Genomic DNA, 23,554 nt, shown 5'->3' on the forward strand with positions numbered 1-23,554 from the left:
GCGGACATTTAGAGATGCACAGATAACGCCATCATGGACTCGTATGGCATACGATTGAGTGCTGTTTTGACCGCCCTCGGCTACTCGGTGCTGGTGTTCATGCTGATGGGTGGCGTCGACCTGGTGGGTTTATGGGCAATCTCACCTCTTGCTGTGCCGCTGGCCACGGCATTCTTTGCTCAGAAGAAACTGCCGCAATTGGTGGCCCTCAGTCTACTGCTCTTTTTGGCGATTGGTGGCGCACCGCTGCTCATCTGGGGACTGGCTTGGAATCCCGGCGACTACAATCATCTCATTGTCCTATTCCTTCCACTCTACCAGTTCGCGTTCCTCGCGGTTGCGTTGGCGATACTTGCATGTGCCAAGCTCATGCGGCGTTTCGGCCGGCGAGCGTAGCGTCCGCACTCCACCCTTTGTGGACATTCCGGGAAGCAGCGGGTTGAATGGGGCGCTCAAGCTCAGGACGCGCCTGCTGAACTTTACTCCCCGCGCGAAACCTTTATCGGCTTGGCATGACCGTCCAACCCGCCGAATCCATCCTGATCGTCGACTTCGGGAGCCAGGTGACCCAGCTGATCGCCCGCCGGGTGCGCGAGGCTGGGGTCTATTCCGAAATCGCGCCGTTCAACGCCGCCGACGAGGCGTTCGCGCGGCTGCGGCCCAAGGGCATCATCTTGTCGGGCGGGCCGTCGTCGGTGATGTGGGATGACAGTCCGCGGGCGCCGCAACATTTCTTCGACGCTGGTATTCCGATCCTCGCCATTTGCTACGGCCAGCAGACCATGGCGCATCAGCTGGGCGGGGTCGTCGCCGCCTCTGACAATCGCGAATTCGGGCGGGCGTTCATTGAGATCATCGATCAATCGGCACTGTTCGACGGGCTGTGGCAGGTCGGCGAGAAGCACCAGGTGTGGATGAGCCACGGCGACCGCGTCGAGAAACTCCCCAAGGGATTTTCGATAGTCGCGAAATCCGAAGGCGCGCCTTATGCGATCGCTACCGACGAGGCGCGGCATTTCTATTCGATGATGTTCCACCCGGAGGTGGTCCACACCCCCGACGGCGGCAAGTTGCTGGCCAATTTCGTCCGTCATGTCTGCGGCTGCGCCGGCGACTGGACGATGGGTGCTTTTCGCGACGCCAAGATCGCCGAGATCCGCGCCCAGGTCGGCAAGGGCCGGGTAATCTGCGGGCTGTCGGGCGGGGTCGATTCAGCGGTCGCCGCGGTGCTGATCCACGAAGCCATCGCTGACCAATTGACCTGTGTATTCGTCGATCATGGGCTGATGCGGCTGGACGAGGCGGAGCAGGTCGTCAGCCTGTTCCGCAACAGCTACAACATCCCGCTGATCCACGTTGACGCGAGCGCGGATTTCCTCGGCGGACTGGCCGGCGTCACCGACCCCGAGGCCAAGCGCAAATTCATCGGCAAGACCTTCATCGACATTTTCGAAGCCGAAGCGGCCAAGGTCGGCGGCGCCGATTTCCTCGCCCAGGGCACGCTGTACCCCGACGTGATTGAATCGGTGTCGTTCACCGGCGGGCCGAGCGTGACGATCAAGAGCCATCACAATGTCGGTGGCCTGCCCGACCGCATGAACATGCAGCTGGTCGAGCCGTTGCGCGAATTGTTCAAGGACGAAGTGCGGGTGCTGGGGCGCGAATTGGGGCTGCCCGAGGCGTTCGTCGCCCGCCATCCGTTCCCCGGGCCGGGCCTTGCCATCCGCATCCCCGGCGAAGTCACCGAAGAGCGCTGCGACGTACTGCGCAAGGCCGACGCCATCTATCTCGAGGAAATCCGCAACGCCGGGCTGTACGACGCCATCTGGCAGGCGTTCGCGGTGCTGCTGCCGGTGCGAACGGTCGGGGTGATGGGCGATTACCGCACTTACGACAACGTCTGCGCCCTGCGCGCGGTGACCAGCGTCGACGGCATGACCGCCGACATCTATCCGTTCGACGCGGCGTTTTTGTCGCGCTGCGCAACGCGGATCGTCAATGAAGTCCCCGGCATCAACCGCGTCGTCTACGACTATACGTCCAAACCGCCCGGGACGATCGAGTGGGAGTGAGGCGCGGGCGCTGAACCGCGCCGTCGTTGCAGCTCACGATAAAAGGCTTCGGGGCTGACGCCGATATCGTCGGCGAGCGGGCGCCACGCGCCGCGCGGCGGCAGGGCGCCGCCGTTCAACGCCAGCCAAATGTCGAGCCGTTCCGCGACCGTTTTGCGGGCGAGGATTTCGAGGCGCCCGCGGGTGCGCTGAACTTCGCCGGCGAGGTGCCGCGTCAGCGCTCCGTGCAGGTCGGGGTCGGCTTTGATCGCCCGGCGCACCTGCGCAATGTCGGCGCGGTCGAGACAGGAATCGCCGACCGCCACGGCATCGCAATGGTAATGGTCGGAGAAGATCGAGCTTTCGGCCAACAGCGCGCCGGCATTGGCGCGCTGCATCACCGCCGCCGCGCCGTCCGCGGACAGGCGCTGGAGATGGATGCAGCCGGATCGGACGGCATACAGGTGCCGCACCTGGTCACCGCGATGGAACAGCGTCGTGCCAGCGGTCGCGGTGACTTCTGTTACAAACAAGGGGGCCAAAGCGGCGATCACATCGGACATGATAGCAATCATGGCAGGACTCGGAATGGCAGGGCAAGTCCCGGCGTCGCAAATGCCGGGAGGACTCCATGAAGATCGCCATCGCCGCTATCGCCACCGCCACCGCGATCGCGGTTCCTGTCTACGCCCAGGAACATCAGCACCAGCAGATGAGCGGGATGGCCGCGATGGGGGCCGACCAGCCGCTCAAGGAAGTTGGCCAGAGCGCCTTCGCCGTCATTGCCGAGGTCACCGCCCGGCTTGAGGCCGACCCGGCCACCGACTGGTCGAAAATCAACATCGATGCGCTGCGCAATCATCTCGTCGATATGGACAATGTGACGTTGCGGTCCGACGTCGTCTCGCAGCCAGTCCCCGGCGGCGCGCGGTTCGTGGTTACCAGCGCCGATCCGCGGGTCCAGGCGTCGATCGGGCGGATGGTGCGGATGCACGCCAGTATGGTCGGGGAGAGCGACCAGAAAGCCACCGTCGAGGACATCGCCAATGGCGTCGCGCTGACCTTGACCGGTGCCGACAGCCGGGTCGCGGCGCAGATCCGCGGGCTCGGTTTTTTTGGATCACTGACCCAAGGCGTCCACCACCAGCGCCACCATCTGGCGATCGCCGAGGGCGAAATGCACCACTGATCAAGGCTGCCGGAACAGGATCGACCCGCGGGCGGTTCGTGACTAAGGACACGACCAACCAAGGGAGCGGCGCATGAGCGACCAGCTTGAAGCCACCGCCGCCAAACCTGCGCCGGCCACCGAGCGGTCAGCGCAGCAAGCGGTCAACCCGGCGACTGGCGAGCCCGGGCACGCCTATCCGGCCCATTCGATCGACGACGCGCATGCCGCTGCTGAAGTCGCCCACGCGGCGTTCAAGTCGTGGCGGCGGACCAGCTTTGCCCACCGGTCGAAGCTGATGCGCCAGGCCGGCGCGGTGCTGCGCCAGCGGGCCGACGAATTTGCCGCGTTGATGACCGAAGAGATGGGCAAGACGCTGACCGACGGCCGCGCCGAAATCGAGAAATGCGCGGCTCACTGCGAGTGGTTCGCCGACCATGCCGCAACCTATCTCGCGCCCGAGCCGGTCGATGTTGGCGGGCCGGAGGCGTTCATCGCCTTCAATCCGTTGGGCGTCGTGCTGGCGGTGATGCCGTGGAATTTCCCCTTCTGGCAGGCGTTCCGCTTTGCCGCGCCGGCGCTGATGGCGGGCAATGGCGCGCTGCTCAAACATGCCAGCAACGTGCCCGGCTGCGCGCTGGCGATCGAGCGAGTGTTCCATGAGGCGGGTTTCCCGCGCGACCTGTTTCGAACCCTGCTGCTGCCGAGCAGTGACGTGAAGGCACTTATCGAGGACGACCATGTCGCGGCGGTGACGCTGACCGGCAGCGTGACGGCGGGAAAAAGCGTCGCCGCCGCCGCCGCCGGCGTGCTCAAGAAGTGCGTGCTCGAGCTGGGCGGATCGGACGCTTATGTCGTGCTCGAAGATGCCGATGTCGCCGCCGCGGCGAAAATCTGCGCGACCGCCCGGATGGTCAACGGCGGCCAGAGCTGCATCGCCGGCAAGCGCTTCATCGTCGTTCGCGACATACTCGAAGCGTTCGAGGCCGCGATGGTCGAAGCCATGCGTGGTTACGCAATGGGCGATCCGGGCGATGAGCATAGCAAGCTCGGGCCGATGCAGAGCGTCCATGCGCGCGACGAAATTCACGCCCAGGTGATCAAAAGCATCGCGGCCGGCGCGCAACTGCTGCTCGGCGGCGAAGTGCCCGACCGCCCCGGCGCCTGGTACCCGGCGACGGTGCTGGCCGACGTTTTACCGGGCCAGCCGGCGCATGACGACGAAGTGTTCGGGCCGGTCGCCGCGATCATCGCCGCCAAGGACGAAGCCGACGCAATCCGCATCGCCAATGCCAGCGACTACGGCCTCGGCTCCGGCGTGCTGACCGGTGACATCGATCGTGGCCGGCGGATCGCGACCGAGGAGCTGGAAGCCGGCATGAGCTTCGTCAACGAAAATGTCCGGTCGGATTCGCGCATGCCGTTCGGCGGGGTCAAACATTCCGGCTACGGCCGCGAATGCGCCGCCTTCGGCATCCGCGAATTCACCAACATCAAAAGCGTGCACGTCCGCGCGCTCGAATCGACCGCGTAAAATGAACCCTGGATGACGGTGGGTTGAGTCGAGCCGGGAGCGGGTTGAAACACCGCATTTGGCGCGATTTGGGCGATCCATTCACGTTGTAATCACGCGATTTTTGCCAAAGTCACTGCCAAAGCCAAATAATGTCAGGATTGACCATGAACAGGATCTTTTTGATGGCTGCCGTGTCGGCGATCGCCATGGCCGCCCCGGCCCAGGCCGACAAAGGCGGGAAGCACGCCAACCCGGACCAGGCGGCGCAGCAGCCACAACCGGCGCAGCAGCCGCAGCAACCGCAGGGCAACTCTCGCGGTGGCGGTGGCGGCGGCGGTCACCAGCAGCGACAGCAGCAGACGCCGCAAATGCAGCAGGCGCCGCCAATGCAGCAGCGCGCCCAGCGCTCGTTCGATAATCGCGGCGGCGGCGGCGATATGCAACGTTTTGAGCAGCGCGCCCGTCCGCAACAGCAGGTCTTCCAGCAGCGCGCCCGGCCCGAACGTCAGGTATTCCAACAGCAGCGGATGGAGCGTGTCGCTCGGCCGCAGCGGCAGGTGGTTGAGCAACGCGCGCCGCGCATCGACAACCGCATGATCCGTCAGCAGCAAGTGCAGGCGGAGCGCGCCAACGGGCAGAACCGGGTCGAGCAGCAGGTGCAAGCGCAGCGCCAGGCTCAAGCCACGGATTGGCGCGGCCGACAGTCGATGCAGCGAAGCCAGATGGGCGACCGCACCTTCAGGCAGCAGGTCAAGCAGCAGCAGCAGGCCGAGCGCTTCGCGCAGGCGCAGCAGCGGGACGACCGGCGTACTGCCATGGTCGACAAATGGGCCATGCAGCGCGCGCAATTCGACGGCGCTCGTCGCGAGCAGTGGAGTCCGCGCCCGCAAGCGGCGGTTGGCCAGCGGCTAACTCTCCAGGCGCAGACCCCCGACTGGTACGGCGACTATGCGGCGCAACGCTACAGCGCGTCCAACACCGACGCGTCGAACAGCTATTATAATTACAATTCGAACGACGGTTATCTCTATCAGCTCAACCGCAGCAACAGCCTCGTGACCGGGCTGTTTCCGCTGCTCGGCGGGGCGTTTGGGGCCGGCCAGCTGCTGCCGACCGGCTATCAGAATTACAACGTCCCTTACGGTTATCAGAGCCTGTATTACGACACGCCAGACTATAATTACCGCTACGGCGACGGGGCGATCTATCGCGTCGATCCGGACACCCAGATGATCCAGGCGGTGGTGGCATTGTTGACCGGCCAGAACTTCGGCATCGGACAGCAATTGCCGCTGGGCTATGACGTCTACAACGTGCCTTATGCCTATCGCGACCAATATGCCGACACGGCCGACAATTGGTACCGTTATGACGACGGCACCATCTATCAGGTCGACCCTTATTCGCGGATGATCGAGGGCGCCTATCCGGTATCCTACGGCGGCTATCAGGTTGGTTATCCGGCGCCAAACTACGCGGGCTACGGCTATCCGAGCTATTCGGTGCCTTACGCCTATGACGATTTATATTATGGCCAGCCCGGTTATGATTATCAGTATGCCAACGGCGGCATTTACCAGGTCGATCCGACATCGCAGCTGGTGTCGGCGCTGGTCGCCTTGGTCACCGGGCAGAACCTCGGCGTCGGCCAGATGTTGCCGTCGGGATACGACGCCTATAATGTGCCGTACGCCTATCGTTCGAGCTACGCCGACACGGCCAACACGATGTACCGATACGACGACGGCTACATTTATGGCGCCAATCCGCGAACGCGGGTGATCGAAACGGCGTTCCCGGTCGCGTACGATGGCTTTGCGGTCGGCTATCCGGTCCCGGCGGATTATCCGGGCTATGTGGTGCCGCAACTCTACAGCAACCTCTATTATGCCCAGCCGGGATATGACTATCGCTACGCCGACGGCGGCATCTACCAGATCGACCCGAAGACGCGGATGGTGGAAGCGATCGCGGCCTTACTGACCGGGCAGAATTTCGGCGTCGGCCAGATGCTGCCGGCGGGCTATGATGCGTACAATGTCCCCTACGCCTATCGCGGCCAATATGCCGATAATGCGGACAATTGGTACCGCTATGCCGACGGCAATATCTATCAGGTCGATCCCCAGACGCGGGTCATCCGGACCGTGGTGACAATTGCCTGACAATGCTCGGCCGGCGCAACTTTGTACTGATTTAACAGAAGTTTAACGCCGGCCGACAGACTTGACCCGCGCCTGACTTTGCGCTGTGCATCAACCTTGAGCGGGAAAAACTCGTCGGGAGTCGTGGATGCGCAGGATTTGGTCATTTCTGGCGGTGAGCGCGGCGGTCACGCTGGCGTCTTGTTCGACCATGCCGCCGCGCGTCGCGCCGCCAATCCAGGTCGCCGAACCGACCCCGCTCCCATACCACTGGACCCAGGGCAACGCGCCCCAGGCACATAAGGACGCCAGCGCCGTGTTCGGCCGCCTGGCGCTGCGGCCCGGCGATTACCGCTGGGCGGCAGTACCGGACTCCGGCGAGACGCGAGTCGTGATCGACCTGTTGACCCAGCTGTTCTACGTCTATCGCGCCGACCAGCTGGTGGGTGTCTCGACCATTTCCAGCGGCAAGAAGGGCCGCGAAACCCCGCTCGGTTTCTGGGCGGTGATGAACAAGCAGAAGCTTGGCCACAGCCGCAAATATGACAACGCGGCGATGCCGTTCATGCAGATGTACGACGCCAAGGGCATCGCCTTCCACGCCGGCCCCAACCCCGGCTATCCCGCCAGCCACGGCTGCGTCCGCCTGCCGTTGAAGTTCGCCGAGCGGCTTTACGGCCTGACCAGCATGGGCACCAAGGTCATCATCGAAGGTTAGGTCGTGGCGGGCTCCGTGGCCATTGCCGCGGGCTTGTCGATGACAACCGCCACATCGGCAAGATACAGATACAATGCGGCGACGACCTGGGCGCCGTCGCCGACCGCCGCCGCGACCCGCTTGACCGAGCCCGAGCGAACATCGCCAATCGCAAACACGCCGGGGCGGCTGGTTTCGAGCGGCAAGCGGCCCTGCGTGCAGCTCGATCCGGTGCGGACGAAGCCGCGTTCGTCGACTTCCATCCCGCACGACGCCAGCCAGTCGGTGTTGGGGTCGGCACCAATGAACAGGAAGAGATGTCGGATGTCGCGGTGCTGCTCCTCGTCCGAACCGCGCAGGCGCCAGCGCAAGGCTTCGAGCGCGCCATCCTGCCCTTCGAGCGCCGACACCTGGGCGCCGGTAATCACCTCGACATTGTCGAGGCCGGCGATGCGCTCGACCAGATAGGCCGACATGGTTTGTTCGAGCGGCCGGCGGGCGAGCATCGTCACCCTGGCGGCATGGGAGGCGAGAAAGACGGTGGCCTGGCCGGCGCTGTTGCCGCCACCGACCAGCGCGACCTGTTGCTGCTGGCACAGCTGGCCTTCGAGCGGCGAGGCCCAATAATGGACCGAGGTGCCTTCGAATTCCTCGAGCCGCGGGACGTCGAGCCGACGATAGCGGGCGCCGGTCGCCAGCACCACCGAGCGCGCGCGGACCCGCTCGCCATTGGCCAAATGGATGGTCAGGGGCTGCTTGGCGCCGGCGGTTTCGAGCGACGTCGCTTCATCGGGGATGGCCATTTCGACGCCGAACTTTTGCGCCTGGCTGTAGGCGCGGCCCATCAGCGCCATGCCCGAAATGCCGGTCGGAAAGCCGAGGTAATTCTCAATCCGCGCCGACGCCCCGGCCTGGCCGCCGAACGCGCGGCAGTCGAGTACCAGCACCGCCAGGCCTTCCGAGGCGGCATAGACGGCGGTGGCAAGGCCTGCCGGGCCGGCACCGACGACCGCGACATCGAACAGGCGGTCGGGATCGATCGGACCGACCAGGCCAATGCACCGCGCCAGCGCGCTTTCGGTCGGATTGCGCAGCAACTGGCCGCTGGGGCACAGCACGATCGGCAATTCGTCGGCCTCGACGTGGAAGCGCTCAATCAAGGCTCGGGCGTCAGCATCGGCGTCGGGATCGAGCCGCAAGTGCGGGTGGCCGTTGCGCGACAGGAAATTCTCGAGCCGCAGGACATCGCCATCGTCCGCCCGGCCGACAATCACCGGGCCGCCGGTGCCCGTCTCGATCAGGCCGACGCGGCGCAGGATCAGCGCCCGCATGATCCGTTCGCCGAGCTCGGCTTCGGCGACGAGCATCGCCCGCAGCCGCTCCGGCGGGACGACCAGAACCTCGACCGGTCCCTTGGCGTGGCCGTCGACCAGCGACGGGCGGCCGGACAATTGGGCGAGCTCACCCATGAAACTGCCGGCGCCATGGGTGACGATTGGCGCGTGGCGGCCAAGCTCGCCATGCTGGGTGATATCGACTTCGCCCGACAGGATGATCAGCAGGCCCAGGCTCGGCTCGCCGACGCTGGCCAGCGCCTCGCCAACGGCGAATGCGCGCGGTTCGCCAAACCGGCGCAGGCGGCTAATTTCCGCCGCGGTCAGCGTCGGAAACATCTGCGCCCGGCGCGTGTCGATGATCGATTGCTGCGGATCAGCCATCGGCGCTGCCTCCAGGGCCTGGGGCAGTGGCCGGGTCGTCGAGGAAGGCGCGGATGGCGGCGACCGTGGCGGCGGGTTGTTCCTCCATCAGCCAGTGGCCCGAATTGGGGATGACGACCTGGGTCACATTGCTGGCGGCGAAGCGCATGACGGTGGACATCATCGGGCCGAAGGATTTAGCTCCGCCGATCGCCAGCACCGGCATGGCGAGCTTGCCGCGCGCCAGGAATGATTGGTTGTCGGCGGCGTCCTGGTCGAAGGCGGCGAACTGGCTGAAGCCGGCGTGCATCGCGCCGGGCAGCGCATAAAGGCGGGCGTAATGCACCCGCGCCGCTTCGCTGAAGCGCTTGGGACTAGCCGAGAATTCGTTCCAGAAGCGGTCGAGGTAAATCCGCTCGCGGCCCTTGACCAGCCGTTCCATGTCCGGGCCGCCAAAGCGGAAATGCCACAACAAGGGGTTCTTGAGAATCTCCTCCCACGGGCCGACGCCGGGGAGCGGCGCATCCAACAAGATGAAGCGGGTGACCCGCGCCGGATTTTGCGCGGCAAAGGCATAGCCAACCATGTTGCCGATATCGGGGGTGACCAGGTCCGCCCGCTGGACATGCAGCGCGTCGAGCACGCCGGCGACATCGCCGGCCTGGGTCTTCTTGTCGTAGCCGCCGGCCGGCTTGGCGGAATGGCCGAGCCCGCGCAGGTCGGGGACGATGACGAAATGATCGCGCGCCAAGTTGATCGCGAGCGGCCCCCACATGTCGCCGGTCTCGCCATAGCCGTGGAGGAGAATGACCGCCGGCCCGTTTTTGAGGCCGCCCGAGCGGACGTGAATTGTCGTGCCGTTGGTGGCGATCTCGCGCGCTTGAAAACTGGCCGGCAGCGACGGCCCTTGCGCGGCGGCGGCCGAGGCAAGGCCCAGCAGGCCGAGCGCCGCAACGATCATCCTGGCGATGACGGTCCGGTTGCGGTGCGCGATTGCTTGCATGTCTTCCCCCTCGCCAGACCCAGCACGACGACTCGTTCGCATCGCGCCAGTCGAGCCTTTACAGGTGACGGGTGGCGCTTTGAAGTCGCGCGGCGCGGCTTGCGCTCGCTTGGCATCCGGAGCAGGTTCCGCGCTTCGTACGACGACAAAGGATGGGGCATGGACGAAGAGTATAAACCGCGGCCGGTGGCCGGCTGGTACCTGCCGGCGGCGGTCGCCGCGATGCTGTTCATGGCGCTGAGCTGCATCATGTACCTGATGCACGTGCTGGCCGATCCCGCAGCGATGCCGCTCGAGCAACGCGCCGCGTATGAAGCCGAGCCGCTGTGGGTGCTGTCGGCCAACGCCATTGCGGTATGGATCGGCTTCGCCGGGACGGTGCTGCTGGTGATGCGCAAGAAGCTCGCCGAAGCGTTGATGATGGTGTCGCTGGCGGCGGTACTGGTGTGGCTGGCGGGGCTGCTGCTGGTGACCAATTTGCGCGAGAATATGTCGGCCAATGATTTGATCGTCGCGCTGGTGGTGACGGCGCTGACCTGGACGATCTTCTGGTTCGCCCGCCATTCGCGGCAACGGCAATGGTTGCGGTAACGCGGGGGGTGGCTGCGTTAGGGAAGGGCAGCTAAAGGCCACCCATGTCGAAAATCACTTACGACAGCGATACCAGCCGGGCGACGCCGACGCCGGTGCCGGGCAAGCGGGTGACCGCGCCGGCCATCCTAGCGCACAAGGCCGGCGGCACGACCGCCGAGCCGATCGTCATGCTGACCGCCTACACCATGCGGATGGCGCAATTGCTCGACCCGCATTGCGACATGCTGCTGGTCGGCGACAGCCTCGGGCAGGTGATTTACGGTCTGCCCTCGACCATCCCGGTCAGCCTCGAGATGATGTGCGCGCACGGCGCCGCGGTGGTGCGCGGCAGCTGGCACGCCCTGGTTGCGGTCGACATGCCGTTCGGGTCGTACGAAGGCTCGCCCGAACAGGCGTTCGCCTCAGCCGCGCGGGTGATGAAGGAAAGCGGCTGCGCGGCGGTCAAGCTCGAGGGCGGCGAAGCGATGGCGCCGACGATTCGTTTCCTGACCGAGCGCGGCATCCCGGTGATCGGTCATGTCGGGCTGACCCCGCAAGCGGTGAATATGCTCGGCGGCTATGGCGCGCGCGGGCGGGGAAAGGCCGAAGCCGACAAGATTCTCGCCGACGCCAAGGCGGTGGACCAAGCCGGCGCCTTCTGCATCGTCGTCGAAGGGGTATTGGAAGACATTGCCACCCAAGTGACGCGGAATGTCAGCGCCCCCGTCATCGGGATCGGCGCCTCCGCCGACTGTGACGGTCAGGTGCTGGTCACCGAGGACATGCTCGGCCTGTTCGAACGCACCCCACGGTTCGTCAAACGCTATGACGATCTGGCCACCCGGATCGGCGACGCGGCGGCGACCTACGCCGCCGAAGTCCGCTCGCGCGCCTTTCCCACCGCCGATCAGACATATCGGCCCAAGGGCTGATGAGGGTTTGCCTTTGGCGCTTGACCCGCTAGACGCGGCGCTGCCAGCTTCCGTTCATGTCACGTGGGGAAGGAAGCCGCCGGCACCTGAAATTCCTGATGATTTGAGTTGAGGCACGTCTTGGCGCTTACCCCGGACACCGGTGAAACCTTTCTTCGCGAAGTCGACGAGAATCTTCGCCGCGATCAATTGCGCGCGATGGCGCGCAAATATGCCCCGCTGTGGATCGTCGGCGTGGTCCTGTTGCTTGCCGCAGTCGGGGGTTGGTTGTTCTGGCAGGACAAGCAGAAGCAAGCCGCGGCCGCGGATTCCGAAGCCTTGGCGCAAGTCTATACCGACATCGGCGTCGGCAAGCTGGCCACGGTGCCGCAACGACTGGATCGCTTGGCCAAGGATGGCACCGACGCCGTTCGCGCATCGGCCCTGTTCACCCGCGCCGCGGTCGCGATCGAGCAGAACGATCGCCCGCTCGCCATCGCCAAATATAATGAGGCGGCGAACGACAAGGGGCTGCCGACCCCCTATCGCAACCTGGGCCTGATCCGCGCCACGACGCTGGAGTTCGACAGCCTCAAGCCCGACCAGGTGATCGCCCGGATGGCGCCGATCGCCAAGCCCGGCAATCCGTGGTTCGGTAGCGCCGGCGAGCTGACCGCCATGGCCCTGATCAAGCAAGGCAAGACGCTGGAGGCGGGCCGGCTGTTCGCCGCCGTTTCCGCCGACAAACAGGTGCCTGAGTCCATTCGCGCCAGGGCGGTGCAGATCGCCGGCTCACTGGGTGTCGATGCGAGCGCGTCGTTCCCCGCTCCCGCTCAATAGGAATGCAAACGACAATGATTCGGACCAAGACCAAAATTGCCCTGCTGATTGCCGCCGCTTTGGCCGCGAGCAGCTGCGGTATCCTCAAGAAATCAGGTCCCAAGACGCCGGTACTTGGACAGCGCATCGCGGTTCTCATGACCGAGAACGACGCGACGGTGGATCCGGCCACGGCGGCGCTGCCGATGGTGCTGCCGGAAGCGGTCGCCAACAGCGACTGGGCGCAGGCGGGCGGCAATGCATCGAAGTCGATGGGTCATCTCGCGCTCGGCACCAACCTAGGCCAAGTATTCAGCGTGCCGATCGGTTATGGCAGCACCGTCGGCGGACAGCTCGCGTCTTCACCGGTGGTCGGCGGTGGCCGGGTCTACACGATCGACACCAACGCCACCGTTCGCGCCTTCGATGCGCAAACCGGCGGACGGGCCTGGGAAAGCCAGTTCGGCACCGAAAAGAACAATAGCTCGTCGCTCTATGGTGGCGGCGTCGCTTACGACAACGGGCGGATTTACGCGACCAACGGCCTCGGCTTCGTGGCCGCGCTCGACAATCGCAACGGCGGTGTCATTTGGCAGACCAGACCCGGCGGGCCGCTGCGCGGCGCCCCGACCGTTGTCGGCGACACGGTCTATGTGATGAGCCAGGACAACCAGATCTATTCGCTGAAAACGTCGGACGGCACGACCAATTGGTCGAACGCGGCATCGCTCGAAATCGCCGGCGTGTTCGGCACCGCCTCACCCGCGTTCGCGCAAGGGACAGTGGTCGCCGGCTTCTCGTCGGGCGAATTGAACGCCTATCGCTACGAAAACGGCCGCCTGGTGTGGCAGGACACCTTGTCGCGGACCAGCATCCGCACCAGCGTGTCGTCCTTATCGGACATCGACGCCAATGCGGTGATCGACAATGGCCAGGTGTTCTCGATTGGCCAGGGCGGCCGGATGGTCGCGCTGGAACTGATCAGCGGCCAGCGATTGTGGGAACTCAACATCGCCGGCATCGCTACTCCGTGGGTCGCCGGCGATTGGGTGTTCGTGGCGACCGATGACGGCAAGCTGATGGCGGTTGCCCGCAACACCGGCAAAATCCGCTGGATCAATCAAATGCCGCAATTCGAGCGCGCCAAGACCAAGCGCGGGCAGATCACCTATCGTGGGCCAATCCTGGCCGGCGGTCGCCTGATCCTGGTCGGGTCCAACGGCACGTTGATCAATTTCGATCCGGTGACTGGCAACTTCCAGAGCCAGACGACAATCCGCGTGCCGATCACGCTGGCCCCGGTGGTTGCCAATTCGACGCTGTATATCCTCGACAATGCGGGCAATCTGCGCGCCTTCCGCTAAGCGAACGAACCCCTCCCTCCCGGGCGCCGGGGCTGCTAGGGCACCAACATGCCCATCCCCACCGTCGCCATCGTCGGCCGACCCAATGTCGGCAAATCGACCCTGTTCAACCGGCTGGTCGGCAAGAAGCAGGCGCTGGTCGATGACCGGCCGGGGGTTACGCGCGACCGGCGCGAGGGCGATGCGACATTGCTCGGGCTCGAATTCCGCATCGTCGACACGGCTGGCTATGAAGACGAAGAGCCCGAGACGCTGCCCGGGCGGATGCGGCAGCAGACCGAAGCCGCGGTTCGCGACGCCGATATCGCTTTGTTCCTGATCGACGCGCGCGAAGGGCTGACTCCGCTCGACGAGGAAATCGCGCGCTGGCTGCGGACCGGGGCAACGCCAGTGATCGTCGCCGCCAACAAGGCCGAAGGGCGCGGCGGCGAAGCCGGGCGGCTCGAAGCCTATGCGATGGGGCTGGGCGATCCGATCGCGATCAGCGCCGAGCATGGCGAAGGCATCGTTGATTTGTTCGAGGCGCTGCGGCCGCACATCGATGCCTATGAAGGCGCAGCCGATGAAGATGACACGACCGAGGGCGGGCCGCTCAAGCTGGCGATCGTCGGCCGGCCCAACGCCGGCAAGTCGACGCTGGTCAACCGGATGTTGGGGGAAGAGCGGATGATCACCGGCCCCGAAGCCGGGATCACGCGCGATTCGATCACCGTCGAGTGGACCTGGCAAGGCCAACAAGTGCGGCTGGTCGATACCGCGGGTTTGCGCAAAAAAGCCAAGGTCGATGACAAGCTCGAGCGGCTGTCGGTCGCCGACACCCGCCGGTCGATCGACCGCAGCGAGGTCGTCCTGCTGCTCCTCGACGCCACCCGCGGCCTGGAAGTGCAGGATTTGAAGATCGCCGACGCCACCGTCGAAGAGGGTCGGGTGCTGATCATTGCGGTCAATAAATGGGACATTGCCGATAACGCCTCGTCGCTGTTCAACGGCATCAAGGCGGCGCTGGAAGAAGGGCTGTCGCAGTTGAAGGGTGTGCCGGTGCTGACCGTCTCGGCCAAGACCGGCAAGGGCATCGACCAGATCTTGCAGGCCGCGTTTGAACTGCGCGAAGCCTGGTCGCGGCGGGTCGGGACGGGCGAGCTCAATCGCTGGTTCGAATCGGCGATCGAAACCAACCCGCCGCCGGCGCCCAAGGGCAAAAGAATCAAGCTTCGCTACATCACCCAGATCAAGAACCGCCCGCCGAGCTTCGTGGTGTTCGGCAACCGCACCGATGAGCTGCCCGACAGCTATCGCCGCTATCTGGTCAACGCCCTGCGCCGTGATCTGAAGCTGGGCCCGGTGCCGCTGCGGCTGTCGTTCCGGGGATCACGCAACCCGTTTGACGCAGCGCCGAGCAAGCTCGACCGCGGCAAGTGAGCGTTCGCTAAGCAACTTGGCGCTAAGTCATTCGCCGCTAAGCATGTCTTTACACTTTCCGGGCTATTCCCGGCAGCGTGGGACCATGGCCGGCGCGCGCCGGCTGCAATTTGGAGCGAATTCACCTTGGGCGATGCAACCGACACTAGCGAAGGCGCGCCGGACATCGTCGATTGGGTGCATTTCGAAAAGAGCCGCGCCGAGCTTGGGCCGGGGTTCATCCGGATCCTAAGCTATTTTCGTGAAGACGGCACGAAATCGGTCGGCCAGATCGAGCAAGCGATGCACGAGGGCAACGCCACCGCGCTGGTCATCCCGGCGCACACGCTGAAAGGCGAAGCGCGCCAGTTCGGCGCCGAGCCTTTGGCCGACATCGCCGAGCTGATCGAGACAACCGCGCGGCTGTGCATCGAAACCCACAGCCGCCCCGATGAGTTGGTCAAGGACGTGGTCGAACTGCGCCGGCTGTTCCAGCAGACCATCGACCTGTTCGAAAAAGCCACCAACCCGCTGGTCAAGCGGGCGCCCCAGAACGGTTTCGGCCGCAAGGCCAGCAACCAGGACTTCGGCCGGATCTAGCTTCGATAATCGGGCAGCTTAGCCCGGAATCATGCGCTTCGCCTGATAATGGTAGCAGGGGTCATTCGGGAGCCAGTTCGGCTGGCCCGGAATCGTCTTGTACGCATTGATCGTATAGGTCGCCCGGGGATCGTGACGGATGCTGATCATTGCGTCCGTCGTAAAGGCGGTGACCGAATTTGCCGGATAAGTCGTTGCCACCGGCGTTTCCACGACAGGCTTGATTGGGGTCGGCTGAATCGTCGTTCCGTCCGCGGCAGTCGCCGTGACCCACATGAAAACGATCACTGACCCATGCGCTTCGCTCGCTTTGGGATTAGATATCACAGCCTGAAAAATGGCGTCCCTCGAGCCATTGGAAGCAGGAGCGCTCAAGCTGATTTTCGGGGCCGTAACGCATAGGTCATAAAGGAGCGAAAGATCGCCAAGCCCTTTGGCGACCTCATCAGGCTTACACGAACAAAGGGATGCGGACGCTGCGAGAACAGCGAGAATACGTGCAGAAAATGACATGACGCCTCCGGACGCTTGGTCGATCCAAGGAATTCAACGCGATCCGGCAGTGCTTCTTACAATATCCCCATCCGTCCCGGATTAAAAGACCCAGGGACGTTGCATCAGCTACCGCGCCGACTTGCGGATCACCAGTTTCAGTCCCGACCAGATCGCGTCGACCGCGCACACCTTGATGTCGACCCAGTCCGTCGCGGGCAGAATCGCGTCGCGGATGCGGTCTTCGGTGATGTCGGTGGCGAGTCTTGAGGCGCGCTTGGGCCAGCTGACCCAGACGAACCCGGCGGGGTCGATCAGCGGCCGCAGAATGGCCAGCTTGGCGACCATGTCGTGCCAGTCGGTGACGAAGATATGCGCGGCGTCGAGCCCGGGCTCGGGCGCGGGAAGCTGGACCAGCGACGGCATGGCAATCTCCGCCAGCACGCTGCCCGGCATCGCGTCGAACCACACCCGCATTCCGGCCCTGAGCGACAGTTTTTGCGCCAGCGGGGTGCCCGAATAACCCGTGGTCAAATTGTCTCTTCCCCGGCACGGGGAGGGGGACCAGCTGCAAGCTGGTGGAGGGGTTTGCGGCGATCGAGGCAGGCGTTGACGATGGAGTCGACAATCGAGTCCGGCGAGCGCGTGATATCGCCCGCTGCAATTCGGATGGTATCGACGCCCTGGTCCTTGAGCCATCGGTCTCGGGCTTGGTCACGAGCTGGCCGCGCGCCCATATCGTGGCCGATCCCGTCTACTTCGATAGCCAGCCGCGCGTCAGAACAGAAGAAATCAAGCACGTAATTGCCTGCCGGATGCTGCCGCCGGAACTTGAGGCCGCCCGGGCGTTGGCGAAGGCGGCGCCAGAGAATAATTTCGGGCCAAGTCATGGTTCGGCGCAATATTCGCGCCTTGGTTACGGTTGCTCTGGTCCGCTGAGCATGGCTTTCCCCTCCACCATGCTTCGCACGGTCCCCCTCCCCGAGACAAGCTCGGTGAGGAGACGCTGGATCACGCTTTCGCCGGCTCCGACTGAAGCTGGATGTAATTTTGCAGGCCCATCCGCTTGATCATCTCGAACTGCTGCTCGAGCGTGTCGACGTGCTCCTCCTCATTTTCGAGGATGTCGGCGAACAGGTCGCGGCTGACGTAATCCTTGGCCTTCTCGCAATGCGCGATGGCGCCCTTGAGCTGGCCCAGCGCGTCCATTTCCAACTCGAGGTCGCCGCGCAAAATCTCCTCGACAGTCTCGCCGATGTGCAGCCGGCCGAGCGCCTGGAAGTTGGGCAGGCCGTCGAGAAACAGGATTCGCACCGCCAATCGGTCGGCGTGCTTCATCTCGTCGATCGATTCGGAACGTTCGAACTGGGCGAGCTTGTGGACGCCCCAATTGTCGAGCAGCCGGTAATGCAGCCAATATTGATTGGTGGCGGTAAGCTCGTTCTTCAGCGCTTCATTGAGCAGCTTGAGAACTTTGGGGTCGCCCTTCATTCCTGCCTCCACGCATCGCGGGATGGCCGATGCGCCGCGAGGCGCGAGGCGTCAAGTCAGGCGGCGACGACGCGAAGGTGCGGTCGCTTGGCCCGCTCCTCGTCGATAATCTCCTGCGCATAGTCGAGGCAGCAACCGCATTGCGGTTCGCAGTCAAGGCGGGCGTAAGCTGCCTCGGGGGTCGCGGCGCCGGCGCGAGCGGCGGTGCGGACGTCGGTCTCGGTCAGGCGGTTGCAGACACAGACGATCATGACCCGTATATAGTGCTAATGCGACCTATTCGCAATAGTTACCAGCTCTGGCGTCTCCGCAGGGTCCGAGCGGCGATCAAAGCGATGGGGATGCCGACCAGGACGATGTGGGCGAACAGCTGCGTGGCGATCGACAGCGGCTTGGGTGGCCAGGCGCCGAAGCGGAGCGGAACCACGATCAGGTTCATCGCGACATAAGTGATGAGGCCATAGATCGCGCCCCATTTGATCGGCTGGGCGGTGAGGTCGGGCTTCTGGCGCGCGGCGGCTACGAACACTGCCACCATGATCGCCATCAGCGCGAGGTGGACCAAGAGGCCGAGGATAGCGCCGTTGGTACCCATGTCGGTGGCGGCGGGGAACGGCCCTGAAGCGACGAAGCGCAGCATGTCGGGAATATGGCGGCCGAAAATCAGCGTCAGGATCATCGCGAACAATATGTCCAGCGTGCCCGCGACCAGCGTCGCCAAAGCGATTGTGCGTGCCATGTTGCTTGCCCCCTTGTAACGCCGCGCAGATTTAGCGGTGGGGAAGCGAAGTCAAGCCAATGCGGGTCCGGCGAGGGGCGATGAATTCGACCAACGGATGGTGGGGCTTGGTCCACCGCGTCATAGCGAGCAGCGGCGCGGCGGTTAGAGCCAGGTCGAAATTTGCTCGAGCGGTTTTTTGCGGGTGGCGTAGGCGGGGATCGTGGCGTTTTCGGCGGGCAGGCCGGCAACGATGATCATCAGTGGAGTTTCGCTGGTCGGCCGTCCGCAAATCTCGCGCAAAAATCCCATCGGCGAGGGGGTGTGGGTCAAGGTCGCGAGCCCGGCGCGATGGAGCGCGGCGAGCATGAAGCCGCAGGCGATCCCGACGCTTTCGGTGACATAGTAATTCTTCTTGTCGGCGCCTGGTTCGATCCCGCCGCGGCGCTGGCCGAAGACGACGATCAGCCACGGCGCGACGTCGAGGAAGCTCTTGTCGGGATCGGTGCCGAGCGGGGCCAGCGCCTCGAGCCATTCGCGGCCCGCCTTGCCGGCGTAAAAGGCGGCTTCCTCTTGCTCGGCCTCGACCCGGATGCGGTGCTTCAATTCGGGCGAGGCAATGACCGCGAAATGCCACGGCTGATGGTTGGCGCCCGACGGCGCGGAGCCCGCGGCGAGGATTGCCGCCTCGATGACGGCGCGCGGCACCGGCGTGGCGGCGAACATGCGGCAGGTGCGGCGGGTGGAAATCTCGTCGCGAACCGCGCGGGCGGCGGCGATGCGCTCCTCGTCCGACAGGGTCGGCAGCGCGGTGTACGGCATTGTCGGATGATCGATCATTGTCGTCCTAGCGTGCTGTCGTCGTGAAAACGCGCCTTCGACCTAAGCGAGCGCGGCGTCGGCGCCCATGAGGTTGGGGAAGAAGCCCTCGTGCGCGGCGCGGAGGTCGGCGAGCTCAAGCCAGAAGGTCGGTGCCTCTTCAATCAGCTTGCCGTCCTCCCACTTGTCGGGAGAGTCGAAGCAGAAGAATTCGCCATCATCGTCGGTTTCACCAATCAGCACGGCCGATACATTGTTGGCTTCTGCAATAGTTTTGATGTCGACAGTTTTATCCGCGCCAACCACGAAGCAGCCCTGAGTTTCGGAAAACAGGAAGGACGTTGGCGTCTCCCGCCAATCTTCCTGAAATACCCGAATGCCAATTGAGCATGCCAGTGCCATTTCGGTAAGGGCGACGGCCAACCCGCCGTCCGATATGTCATGCACCGCAGTTACATGCGCACCATCGATCAGCTTTCGGACCAGTTCACCGGCTTTCCGTTCCCTGTCCAGATCAACCGGTGGCGGGCTGCCATCCTTCCGACCCGCGATCTCGCGCAGCCAGAGCGACTGTCCGAGTGCGGGGGCTCGATTGCCGATAAGCCAGATCGCTTGGTCGTTACCCTTAAACCCAATCGTCGCGCTCTTTTCCCAATCGTCGAGCAACCCGACGCCGCCGATGGCGGGGGTGGGGAGGATGGCGGTCGAGGTGCCGTCGTCGTTCTTGGTCTCGTTGTACAAGGACACGTTGCCGCTGACGACGGGGAAATCGAGGGCGCGGCAGGCTTCGGCGATGCCTTCGACGCAGGCGACGAACTGGGCCATGATTTCGGGTCGCTGCGGGTTGCCGAAATTGAGGCAGTTGGTGATCGCCAGCGGCTTGGCGCCGACCGCGCAGAGGTTGCGATAGGCTTCGGCGACGGCTTGCTTGCCGCCTTCATAGGGGTCGGCGTAGCAATAGCGCGGGGTGCAGTCGGTGGTCATCGCCAGCGCTTTTTTGGTGCCGTGGACGCGGACCACCGCGGCGTCGCCGCCGGGGCGCTGGATCGTGTCGGCGCCGACCGTCTGGTCATATTGCTCCCACACCCAGCGGCGCGAGGCGAGGGCGGGCGAGGCCATCAGCTTCAATAAATCCGCGGCGATGTCGGTCGATTCGGGAATATCGGTCAGCGGCTTTGGCGGGTAGGGCTTGGTGTATGGCCGGTCGTACAGCGGGGCTTCGTCGGCGAGCGGGTCGAGCGGAATATCGGCGATGGTCTCGCCGTTCCACAGCAGTTCCATGTGGCCGGTATCCGTGACGGTGCCGATCACCGCGAAATCCAGCTCCCATTTCTTGAAGATCGCCTCGGCCTCACCCTCGCGGCCGGGTTTCAGGACCATCAGCATCCGCTCCTGTGATTCCGACAGCATCATTTCGTAGGGCGTCATGCCCTCTTCGCGGCACGGCACCTGGTTCATGTCGAGGCGGATGCCGACGCCGCCCTTGCTCGCCATCTCAACCGACGAGGACGTCAGCCCTGCCGCGCCCATGTCCTGGATGGCGACGATCGCGTCCGAGGCCATCAGCTCGAGGCAGGCCTCGATCAGCAATTTCTCGGTGAACGGGTCGCCGACCTGGACCGTCGGGCGCTTCTCCTCGCTGTCCTCGGAGAAATCGGCGCTCGCCATGGTCGCGCCGTGGATGCCGTCGCGGCCGGTCTTGGAGCCGACATAGACCACCGAATTGCCGATGCCGGCGGCGGCCGAATAAAAGATCTTGTCGGCGCGGGCGACGCCGACGGTCATCGCGTTGACCAATATGTTACCGTCATAGGCGGCGTCGAAATTGACTTCACCGCCGACGGTGGGGACGCCGACGCAATTGCCGTAGCCGCCGATCCCCGCGACCACGCCCGCGACCAAATGCCGCGTCTTGGGATGGTCGGGCCGGCCGAAGCGCAGGGCGTTCAGATTGGCGATCGGCCGTGCGCCCATGGTGAAGACATCGCGCAAGATGCCGCCGACGCCGGTCGCCGCGCCCTGATAGGGCTCGATGTAAGACGGGTGGTTGTGGCTCTCCATCTTGAAGATCGCCGCGTCGCCGTCGCCAATGTCGATCACGCCGGCATTCTCGCCCGGGCCGCAGATCACCCACGGCGCCTCGGTCGGCAGCTTCTTTAGGTGAATGCGGGAGCTTTTGTAGCTGCAATGCTCCGACCACATGACCGAGAAAATGCCGAGCTCGACGAGATTGGGCTCGCGGCCGAGGGCTTTCAGCAGGCGCGCATATTCGTCTTCGGACAGGCCGTGCTCGGCAATGACTGCGGGGGTGATTGGGGTTTCCGACATGGCGCGGCTCCTAGCCGCCGTTCCGCCCGACGCCTAGATGGCGTGGGGTGCGAACGTCCTGAACTTCGCAGTTGCGAAGCTCAGGCGTTCAAGTCAGGCTGCTTAAGCCTTGCAGCTCTTGCCGTTGTAGGTGATCGCACCCGTCGCCGAACCGGTCAGCGAATAGCCCTCGGCAACCATCGCCTTGCCCGCTTCGGGACCCACGACGTGGGTTGCAGCGCCGTTCTTGTCGTTGCGGACGTTGGCCGACTTATTGTCGGACAGCCAGTCGATATAAACGACGCTATTGTCCTTGCAGCGGTAGATCTTGCTGGCGATGATCGCCGGCGGCAGCTCGATCGGAGCGGCGGCAGCGGCGGCGGCGTTGGCCGCGTCGGCGGCGGCTTGGTCGCCCTTGTTGCAGCCGGCTAGCGCGGCGGCCGCGATCAGGGTGAAAGCGATTGTGGTGCGAGTCATGATTTCGCCATTGCGCGGGCGCGGTGCCTTCCGTCAAGGTGGGCGGCTTGCATATTCTAAGGCTGGCTCATAGCTTTCGTTTCGCAATGGTACAGAATGCCGGCTCCAGCGCCCAACGAATACGCATCGGATTGACTGGCCTGGCCTTTGCGTTCCTGCTCGTCCTATTGGGCTCGGTGATCAGCCGGTCGGGGAGCGACGACCGCGCCGCGAACGCCCAGAATGCGGCGATGAATGCTGAACCCAATGAGCCTCTGGCCGAGCTCGGGGTTGCACCGGGGGCCGGCCAGGCGAACAACAGCAGCGATAGCAAGTGACCGGCGAACCCGCGCCGCGGGCGGGGTTCCGCACGCGGGCGGGGTTCCGCACGCGGGCGGTGGCCTTGCTCGGCGCAGGCCTGATCGCGGTTGCGGCGCTGGTCTTTGTTACGGATCGACGGGCCGCAGCGCCGCCGGTCGCCAATGCGATTGCCGCCAAGCCAACGCTGATGCTGCTGTCGAGCCTGCCGTTGGTGTTCGCCGAGACTTTCGGGCTCGACGGTGGCGGATCGCCGGCGCTGGTGGCGCTGGCGATGCGCTACCGCGTGGAGCCGATCGGGATCACCGATGCACGGACGCTCGGTCATCGCCGATTGCTGCTGATGGCGCACCCGCGCGCCCAGCCGGCCGAGGCGCTGGTCGATCTTGACCGCTGGGTGCGGGGCGGGGGGCGGCTCTTGCTGCTCGCCGACCCGATGCTCGAATGGCCGAGCATCCGGCCGCTAGGCGACCCGCTGCGGCCGCCGCCGGCGTTCGCCGATACCGGGCTGCTGCAGCATTGGGGGCTGCGATTGGACGCTCCGGATAAGCGCGGACTGCAACCACGCCAGCTCGGCGGCCAAGACATGCTCACCAATTCGCCTGGTTTGCTCTTCGGCCGATGCGCGATTAGCGACGACCGGCTGGTCGCGCACTGCCATATAGGTAAGGGCAAAGCGACGATCGTCGCCGACGCGGATTTCCTCGATGTCGACCATCTTGACGACCCAGCCGGTACCAATCTCAAGGCACTGCTCGCCGAGCTTGCGGCGCTCGAGCGCTGATTCGGCCCGGACCATCCGAGTCGTTGCCGGATTGGCCCTGCACAGACTTATCCACACCGGAGATGCGCAAGAACAATTGAGGAACATCCCCAAGAATTGAGTTCAAAAAGCCGCGCTAATCCGCCTCTTTCCATGAATTCCCATGTAGTGGCATCAAAACCCATTGTATCCCGCACGGGGTTGAGTTACCAACATCGTCTGTAGCGCGGGGGGATTACCCAACCCAAT

The 23,554-nt window shown here is 64.4% G+C and carries 27 protein-coding genes; 14 read left to right on the plus strand and 13 right to left on the minus strand.

Annotated elements, in window-relative coordinates; genetic code table 11:
* Nucleotides 1-33: 33 nt before the first annotated feature.
* Nucleotides 34-396, plus strand: a complete 363-nt coding sequence (locus RMO25_RS07995) for a hypothetical protein (protein WP_309662075.1) — start codon at nucleotides 34-36, stop codon at nucleotides 394-396.
* 116 nt (nucleotides 397-512) lie between these two features.
* Complete coding sequence (gene guaA / locus RMO25_RS08000) at nucleotides 513-2,072, plus strand: glutamine-hydrolyzing GMP synthase (RefSeq protein WP_309662076.1); 1,560 nt, start codon at nucleotides 513-515, stop codon at nucleotides 2,070-2,072.
* On the opposite strand, the gene RMO25_RS08005 is transcribed toward guaA, so the two are convergent.
* The gene (locus tag RMO25_RS08005) at nucleotides 2,033-2,614 is read right to left on the minus strand and encodes a Crp/Fnr family transcriptional regulator (protein ID WP_309662077.1); all 582 of its coding nucleotides are present in this window, start codon (nucleotides 2,612-2,614) and stop codon (nucleotides 2,033-2,035) included. The genes guaA and RMO25_RS08005 overlap by 40 nt on opposite strands.
* Nucleotides 2,615-2,682: 68 nt before the next feature.
* Between RMO25_RS08005 and RMO25_RS08010 the strand changes: the two genes are divergently transcribed.
* Together RMO25_RS08010 and RMO25_RS08015 are read left to right on the plus strand one after the other, a co-directional pair.
* A complete protein-coding gene (locus RMO25_RS08010) occupies nucleotides 2,683-3,240 on the plus strand; it encodes a hypothetical protein (protein WP_309662078.1) in 558 nt (185 codons plus the stop codon).
* 73 nt (nucleotides 3,241-3,313) lie between these two features.
* Nucleotides 3,314-4,753, plus strand: a complete 1,440-nt coding sequence (locus tag RMO25_RS08015; RefSeq protein ID WP_309662079.1) for an NAD-dependent succinate-semialdehyde dehydrogenase — start codon at nucleotides 3,314-3,316, stop codon at nucleotides 4,751-4,753.
* A gap of 134 nt (nucleotides 4,754-4,887) precedes the next feature.
* On the opposite strand, the gene RMO25_RS08020 is transcribed toward RMO25_RS08015, so the two are convergent.
* A complete protein-coding gene (locus tag RMO25_RS08020) occupies nucleotides 4,888-5,583 on the minus strand; it encodes a hypothetical protein (RefSeq protein WP_309662080.1) in 696 nt (231 codons plus the stop codon).
* Here RMO25_RS08020 and RMO25_RS08025 point away from each other — a divergent pair.
* Nucleotides 5,551-6,900 (plus strand): hypothetical protein, encoded by a 1,350-nt coding sequence (locus RMO25_RS08025; protein ID WP_309662081.1) that lies wholly within the window; start codon nucleotides 5,551-5,553, stop codon nucleotides 6,898-6,900. The genes RMO25_RS08020 and RMO25_RS08025 overlap by 33 nt on opposite strands.
* Nucleotides 6,901-7,027: 127 nt before the next feature.
* Nucleotides 7,028-7,597: a L,D-transpeptidase family protein gene (locus RMO25_RS08030; RefSeq protein ID WP_309662082.1), complete on the plus strand. Its 570-nt coding sequence runs from the start codon at nucleotides 7,028-7,030 to the stop codon at nucleotides 7,595-7,597.
* Here RMO25_RS08030 and RMO25_RS08035 read toward each other — a convergent pair.
* Nucleotides 7,594-9,294, minus strand: a complete 1,701-nt coding sequence (locus RMO25_RS08035) for an FAD-dependent oxidoreductase (RefSeq protein WP_309662083.1) — start codon at nucleotides 9,292-9,294, stop codon at nucleotides 7,594-7,596. The two genes, RMO25_RS08030 and RMO25_RS08035, sit on opposite strands and share 4 nt — an antisense overlap.
* Nucleotides 9,287-10,276 (minus strand): alpha/beta hydrolase, encoded by a 990-nt coding sequence (locus tag RMO25_RS08040; RefSeq protein ID WP_309662084.1) that lies wholly within the window; start codon nucleotides 10,274-10,276, stop codon nucleotides 9,287-9,289. The genes RMO25_RS08035 and RMO25_RS08040 overlap by 8 nt, the downstream gene beginning before the upstream one ends.
* Before the next feature lie 159 nt (nucleotides 10,277-10,435).
* On the opposite strand from RMO25_RS08040, the gene RMO25_RS08045 reads away from it, so the two are divergent.
* The 6 genes from RMO25_RS08045 to RMO25_RS08070 all read left to right on the plus strand — a co-directional run bounded on the left by RMO25_RS08045 (nucleotide 10,436) and on the right by RMO25_RS08070 (nucleotide 15,941).
* Nucleotides 10,436-10,867, plus strand: coding sequence for a hypothetical protein (locus tag RMO25_RS08045; protein ID WP_309662085.1), 432 nt, complete (start codon nucleotides 10,436-10,438; stop codon nucleotides 10,865-10,867).
* Nucleotides 10,868-10,911: 44 nt separating this feature from the next.
* Nucleotides 10,912-11,781 carry a 3-methyl-2-oxobutanoate hydroxymethyltransferase gene (gene panB / locus RMO25_RS08050; RefSeq protein ID WP_309662086.1) on the plus strand — a complete coding sequence of 290 codons (870 nt, stop codon included), beginning with the start codon at nucleotides 10,912-10,914 and terminating at the stop codon, nucleotides 11,779-11,781.
* Nucleotides 11,782-11,901: 120 nt separating this feature from the next.
* Complete coding sequence (locus RMO25_RS08055; protein ID WP_309662087.1) at nucleotides 11,902-12,600, plus strand: tetratricopeptide repeat protein; 699 nt, start codon at nucleotides 11,902-11,904, stop codon at nucleotides 12,598-12,600.
* A gap of 14 nt (nucleotides 12,601-12,614) precedes the next feature.
* A complete protein-coding gene (locus RMO25_RS08060; RefSeq protein WP_309662088.1) occupies nucleotides 12,615-13,943 on the plus strand; it encodes a PQQ-binding-like beta-propeller repeat protein in 1,329 nt (442 codons plus the stop codon).
* Between the two features lie 48 nt (nucleotides 13,944-13,991).
* Nucleotides 13,992-15,362 (plus strand): ribosome biogenesis GTPase Der, encoded by a 1,371-nt coding sequence (gene der / locus RMO25_RS08065; protein ID WP_309662089.1) that lies wholly within the window; start codon nucleotides 13,992-13,994, stop codon nucleotides 15,360-15,362.
* Nucleotides 15,363-15,488: 126 nt separating this feature from the next.
* Nucleotides 15,489-15,941, plus strand: coding sequence for an Hpt domain-containing protein (locus RMO25_RS08070; protein ID WP_309662090.1), 453 nt, complete (start codon nucleotides 15,489-15,491; stop codon nucleotides 15,939-15,941).
* An 18-nt stretch (nucleotides 15,942-15,959) separates the two neighbouring features.
* Here the strand turns inward: RMO25_RS08070 and RMO25_RS08075 are convergent, their stop codons facing one another.
* The 9 genes from RMO25_RS08075 to RMO25_RS08115 all read right to left on the minus strand — a co-directional run bounded on the left by RMO25_RS08075 (nucleotide 15,960) and on the right by RMO25_RS08115 (nucleotide 22,245).
* On the minus strand, nucleotides 15,960-16,454 hold the full coding sequence (locus RMO25_RS08075; RefSeq protein WP_309662091.1) for a hypothetical protein: 495 nt from the start codon (nucleotides 16,452-16,454) through the stop codon (nucleotides 15,960-15,962).
* Between the two features lie 108 nt (nucleotides 16,455-16,562).
* The gene (locus tag RMO25_RS08080) at nucleotides 16,563-16,967 is read right to left on the minus strand and encodes a hypothetical protein (protein WP_309662092.1); all 405 of its coding nucleotides are present in this window, start codon (nucleotides 16,965-16,967) and stop codon (nucleotides 16,563-16,565) included.
* Nucleotides 16,964-17,323: an endonuclease domain-containing protein gene (locus tag RMO25_RS08085; protein ID WP_309662093.1), complete on the minus strand. Its 360-nt coding sequence runs from the start codon at nucleotides 17,321-17,323 to the stop codon at nucleotides 16,964-16,966. Before RMO25_RS08085 ends, RMO25_RS08080 begins: the two co-directional genes overlap by 4 nt.
* Nucleotides 17,324-17,444: 121 nt before the next feature.
* Complete coding sequence (gene bfr / locus RMO25_RS08090) at nucleotides 17,445-17,924, minus strand: bacterioferritin (RefSeq protein ID WP_309662094.1); 480 nt, start codon at nucleotides 17,922-17,924, stop codon at nucleotides 17,445-17,447.
* A 56-nt stretch (nucleotides 17,925-17,980) separates the two neighbouring features.
* The gene (locus RMO25_RS08095; RefSeq protein WP_309662095.1) at nucleotides 17,981-18,175 is read right to left on the minus strand and encodes a (2Fe-2S)-binding protein; all 195 of its coding nucleotides are present in this window, start codon (nucleotides 18,173-18,175) and stop codon (nucleotides 17,981-17,983) included.
* A gap of 38 nt (nucleotides 18,176-18,213) precedes the next feature.
* Complete coding sequence (locus RMO25_RS08100; RefSeq protein ID WP_309662096.1) at nucleotides 18,214-18,663, minus strand: hypothetical protein; 450 nt, start codon at nucleotides 18,661-18,663, stop codon at nucleotides 18,214-18,216.
* Between the two features lie 144 nt (nucleotides 18,664-18,807).
* Nucleotides 18,808-19,482, minus strand: a complete 675-nt coding sequence (locus RMO25_RS08105) for a nitroreductase family protein (protein ID WP_309662097.1) — start codon at nucleotides 19,480-19,482, stop codon at nucleotides 18,808-18,810.
* A 42-nt stretch (nucleotides 19,483-19,524) separates the two neighbouring features.
* On the minus strand, nucleotides 19,525-21,789 hold the full coding sequence (gene purL / locus RMO25_RS08110; RefSeq protein WP_309662098.1) for a phosphoribosylformylglycinamidine synthase subunit PurL: 2,265 nt from the start codon (nucleotides 21,787-21,789) through the stop codon (nucleotides 19,525-19,527).
* Nucleotides 21,790-21,891: 102 nt separating this feature from the next.
* Nucleotides 21,892-22,245, minus strand: a complete 354-nt coding sequence (locus RMO25_RS08115; RefSeq protein ID WP_309662099.1) for a hypothetical protein — start codon at nucleotides 22,243-22,245, stop codon at nucleotides 21,892-21,894.
* Between the two features lie 131 nt (nucleotides 22,246-22,376).
* On the opposite strand from RMO25_RS08115, the gene RMO25_RS08120 reads away from it, so the two are divergent.
* Both RMO25_RS08120 and RMO25_RS08125 read left to right on the plus strand, forming a co-directional pair.
* Nucleotides 22,377-22,562: a hypothetical protein gene (locus RMO25_RS08120; RefSeq protein ID WP_309662100.1), complete on the plus strand. Its 186-nt coding sequence runs from the start codon at nucleotides 22,377-22,379 to the stop codon at nucleotides 22,560-22,562.
* Nucleotides 22,559-23,326, plus strand: coding sequence for a hypothetical protein (locus tag RMO25_RS08125; protein ID WP_309662101.1), 768 nt, complete (start codon nucleotides 22,559-22,561; stop codon nucleotides 23,324-23,326). The genes RMO25_RS08120 and RMO25_RS08125 overlap by 4 nt, the downstream gene beginning before the upstream one ends.
* Nucleotides 23,327-23,554 lie beyond the last annotated feature (228 nt).

This window comes from Sphingomonas sp. (assembly GCF_031361285.1).
Lineage (GTDB): Bacteria > Pseudomonadota > Alphaproteobacteria > Sphingomonadales > Sphingomonadaceae > Sphingomicrobium.

Bases quoted from the DNA above. Each gene is read 5' to 3' on its own strand.
- RMO25_RS07995 (WP_309662075.1), top strand. From the start codon at position 34: ATGGACTCGTATGGCATACGATTGAGTGCTGTTTTGACCGCCCTCGGC.
- guaA (WP_309662076.1), top strand. From the start codon at position 513: ATGACCGTCCAACCCGCCGAATCCATCCTGATCGTCGACTTCGGGAGC.
- RMO25_RS08005 (WP_309662077.1), bottom strand. From the start codon at position 2,614: ATGTCCGATGTGATCGCCGCTTTGGCCCCCTTGTTTGTAACAGAAGTC.
- RMO25_RS08010 (WP_309662078.1), top strand. From the start codon at position 2,683: ATGAAGATCGCCATCGCCGCTATCGCCACCGCCACCGCGATCGCGGTT.
- RMO25_RS08015 (WP_309662079.1), top strand. From the start codon at position 3,314: ATGAGCGACCAGCTTGAAGCCACCGCCGCCAAACCTGCGCCGGCCACC.
- RMO25_RS08025 (WP_309662081.1), top strand. From the start codon at position 5,551: ATGGTCGACAAATGGGCCATGCAGCGCGCGCAATTCGACGGCGCTCGT.
- RMO25_RS08030 (WP_309662082.1), top strand. From the start codon at position 7,028: ATGCGCAGGATTTGGTCATTTCTGGCGGTGAGCGCGGCGGTCACGCTG.
- RMO25_RS08035 (WP_309662083.1), bottom strand. From the start codon at position 9,294: ATGGCTGATCCGCAGCAATCGATCATCGACACGCGCCGGGCGCAGATG.
- RMO25_RS08040 (WP_309662084.1), bottom strand. From the start codon at position 10,276: ATGCAAGCAATCGCGCACCGCAACCGGACCGTCATCGCCAGGATGATC.
- RMO25_RS08045 (WP_309662085.1), top strand. From the start codon at position 10,436: ATGGACGAAGAGTATAAACCGCGGCCGGTGGCCGGCTGGTACCTGCCG.
- panB (WP_309662086.1), top strand. From the start codon at position 10,912: ATGTCGAAAATCACTTACGACAGCGATACCAGCCGGGCGACGCCGACG.
- RMO25_RS08060 (WP_309662088.1), top strand. From the start codon at position 12,615: ATGATTCGGACCAAGACCAAAATTGCCCTGCTGATTGCCGCCGCTTTG.
- der (WP_309662089.1), top strand. From the start codon at position 13,992: ATGCCCATCCCCACCGTCGCCATCGTCGGCCGACCCAATGTCGGCAAA.
- RMO25_RS08075 (WP_309662091.1), bottom strand. From the start codon at position 16,454: ATGTCATTTTCTGCACGTATTCTCGCTGTTCTCGCAGCGTCCGCATCC.
- RMO25_RS08085 (WP_309662093.1), bottom strand. From the start codon at position 17,323: ATGACTTGGCCCGAAATTATTCTCTGGCGCCGCCTTCGCCAACGCCCG.
- bfr (WP_309662094.1), bottom strand. From the start codon at position 17,924: ATGAAGGGCGACCCCAAAGTTCTCAAGCTGCTCAATGAAGCGCTGAAG.
- RMO25_RS08095 (WP_309662095.1), bottom strand. From the start codon at position 18,175: ATGATCGTCTGTGTCTGCAACCGCCTGACCGAGACCGACGTCCGCACC.
- RMO25_RS08100 (WP_309662096.1), bottom strand. From the start codon at position 18,663: ATGGCACGCACAATCGCTTTGGCGACGCTGGTCGCGGGCACGCTGGAC.
- RMO25_RS08105 (WP_309662097.1), bottom strand. From the start codon at position 19,482: ATGATCGATCATCCGACAATGCCGTACACCGCGCTGCCGACCCTGTCG.
- purL (WP_309662098.1), bottom strand. From the start codon at position 21,789: ATGTCGGAAACCCCAATCACCCCCGCAGTCATTGCCGAGCACGGCCTG.
- RMO25_RS08115 (WP_309662099.1), bottom strand. From the start codon at position 22,245: ATGACTCGCACCACAATCGCTTTCACCCTGATCGCGGCCGCCGCGCTA.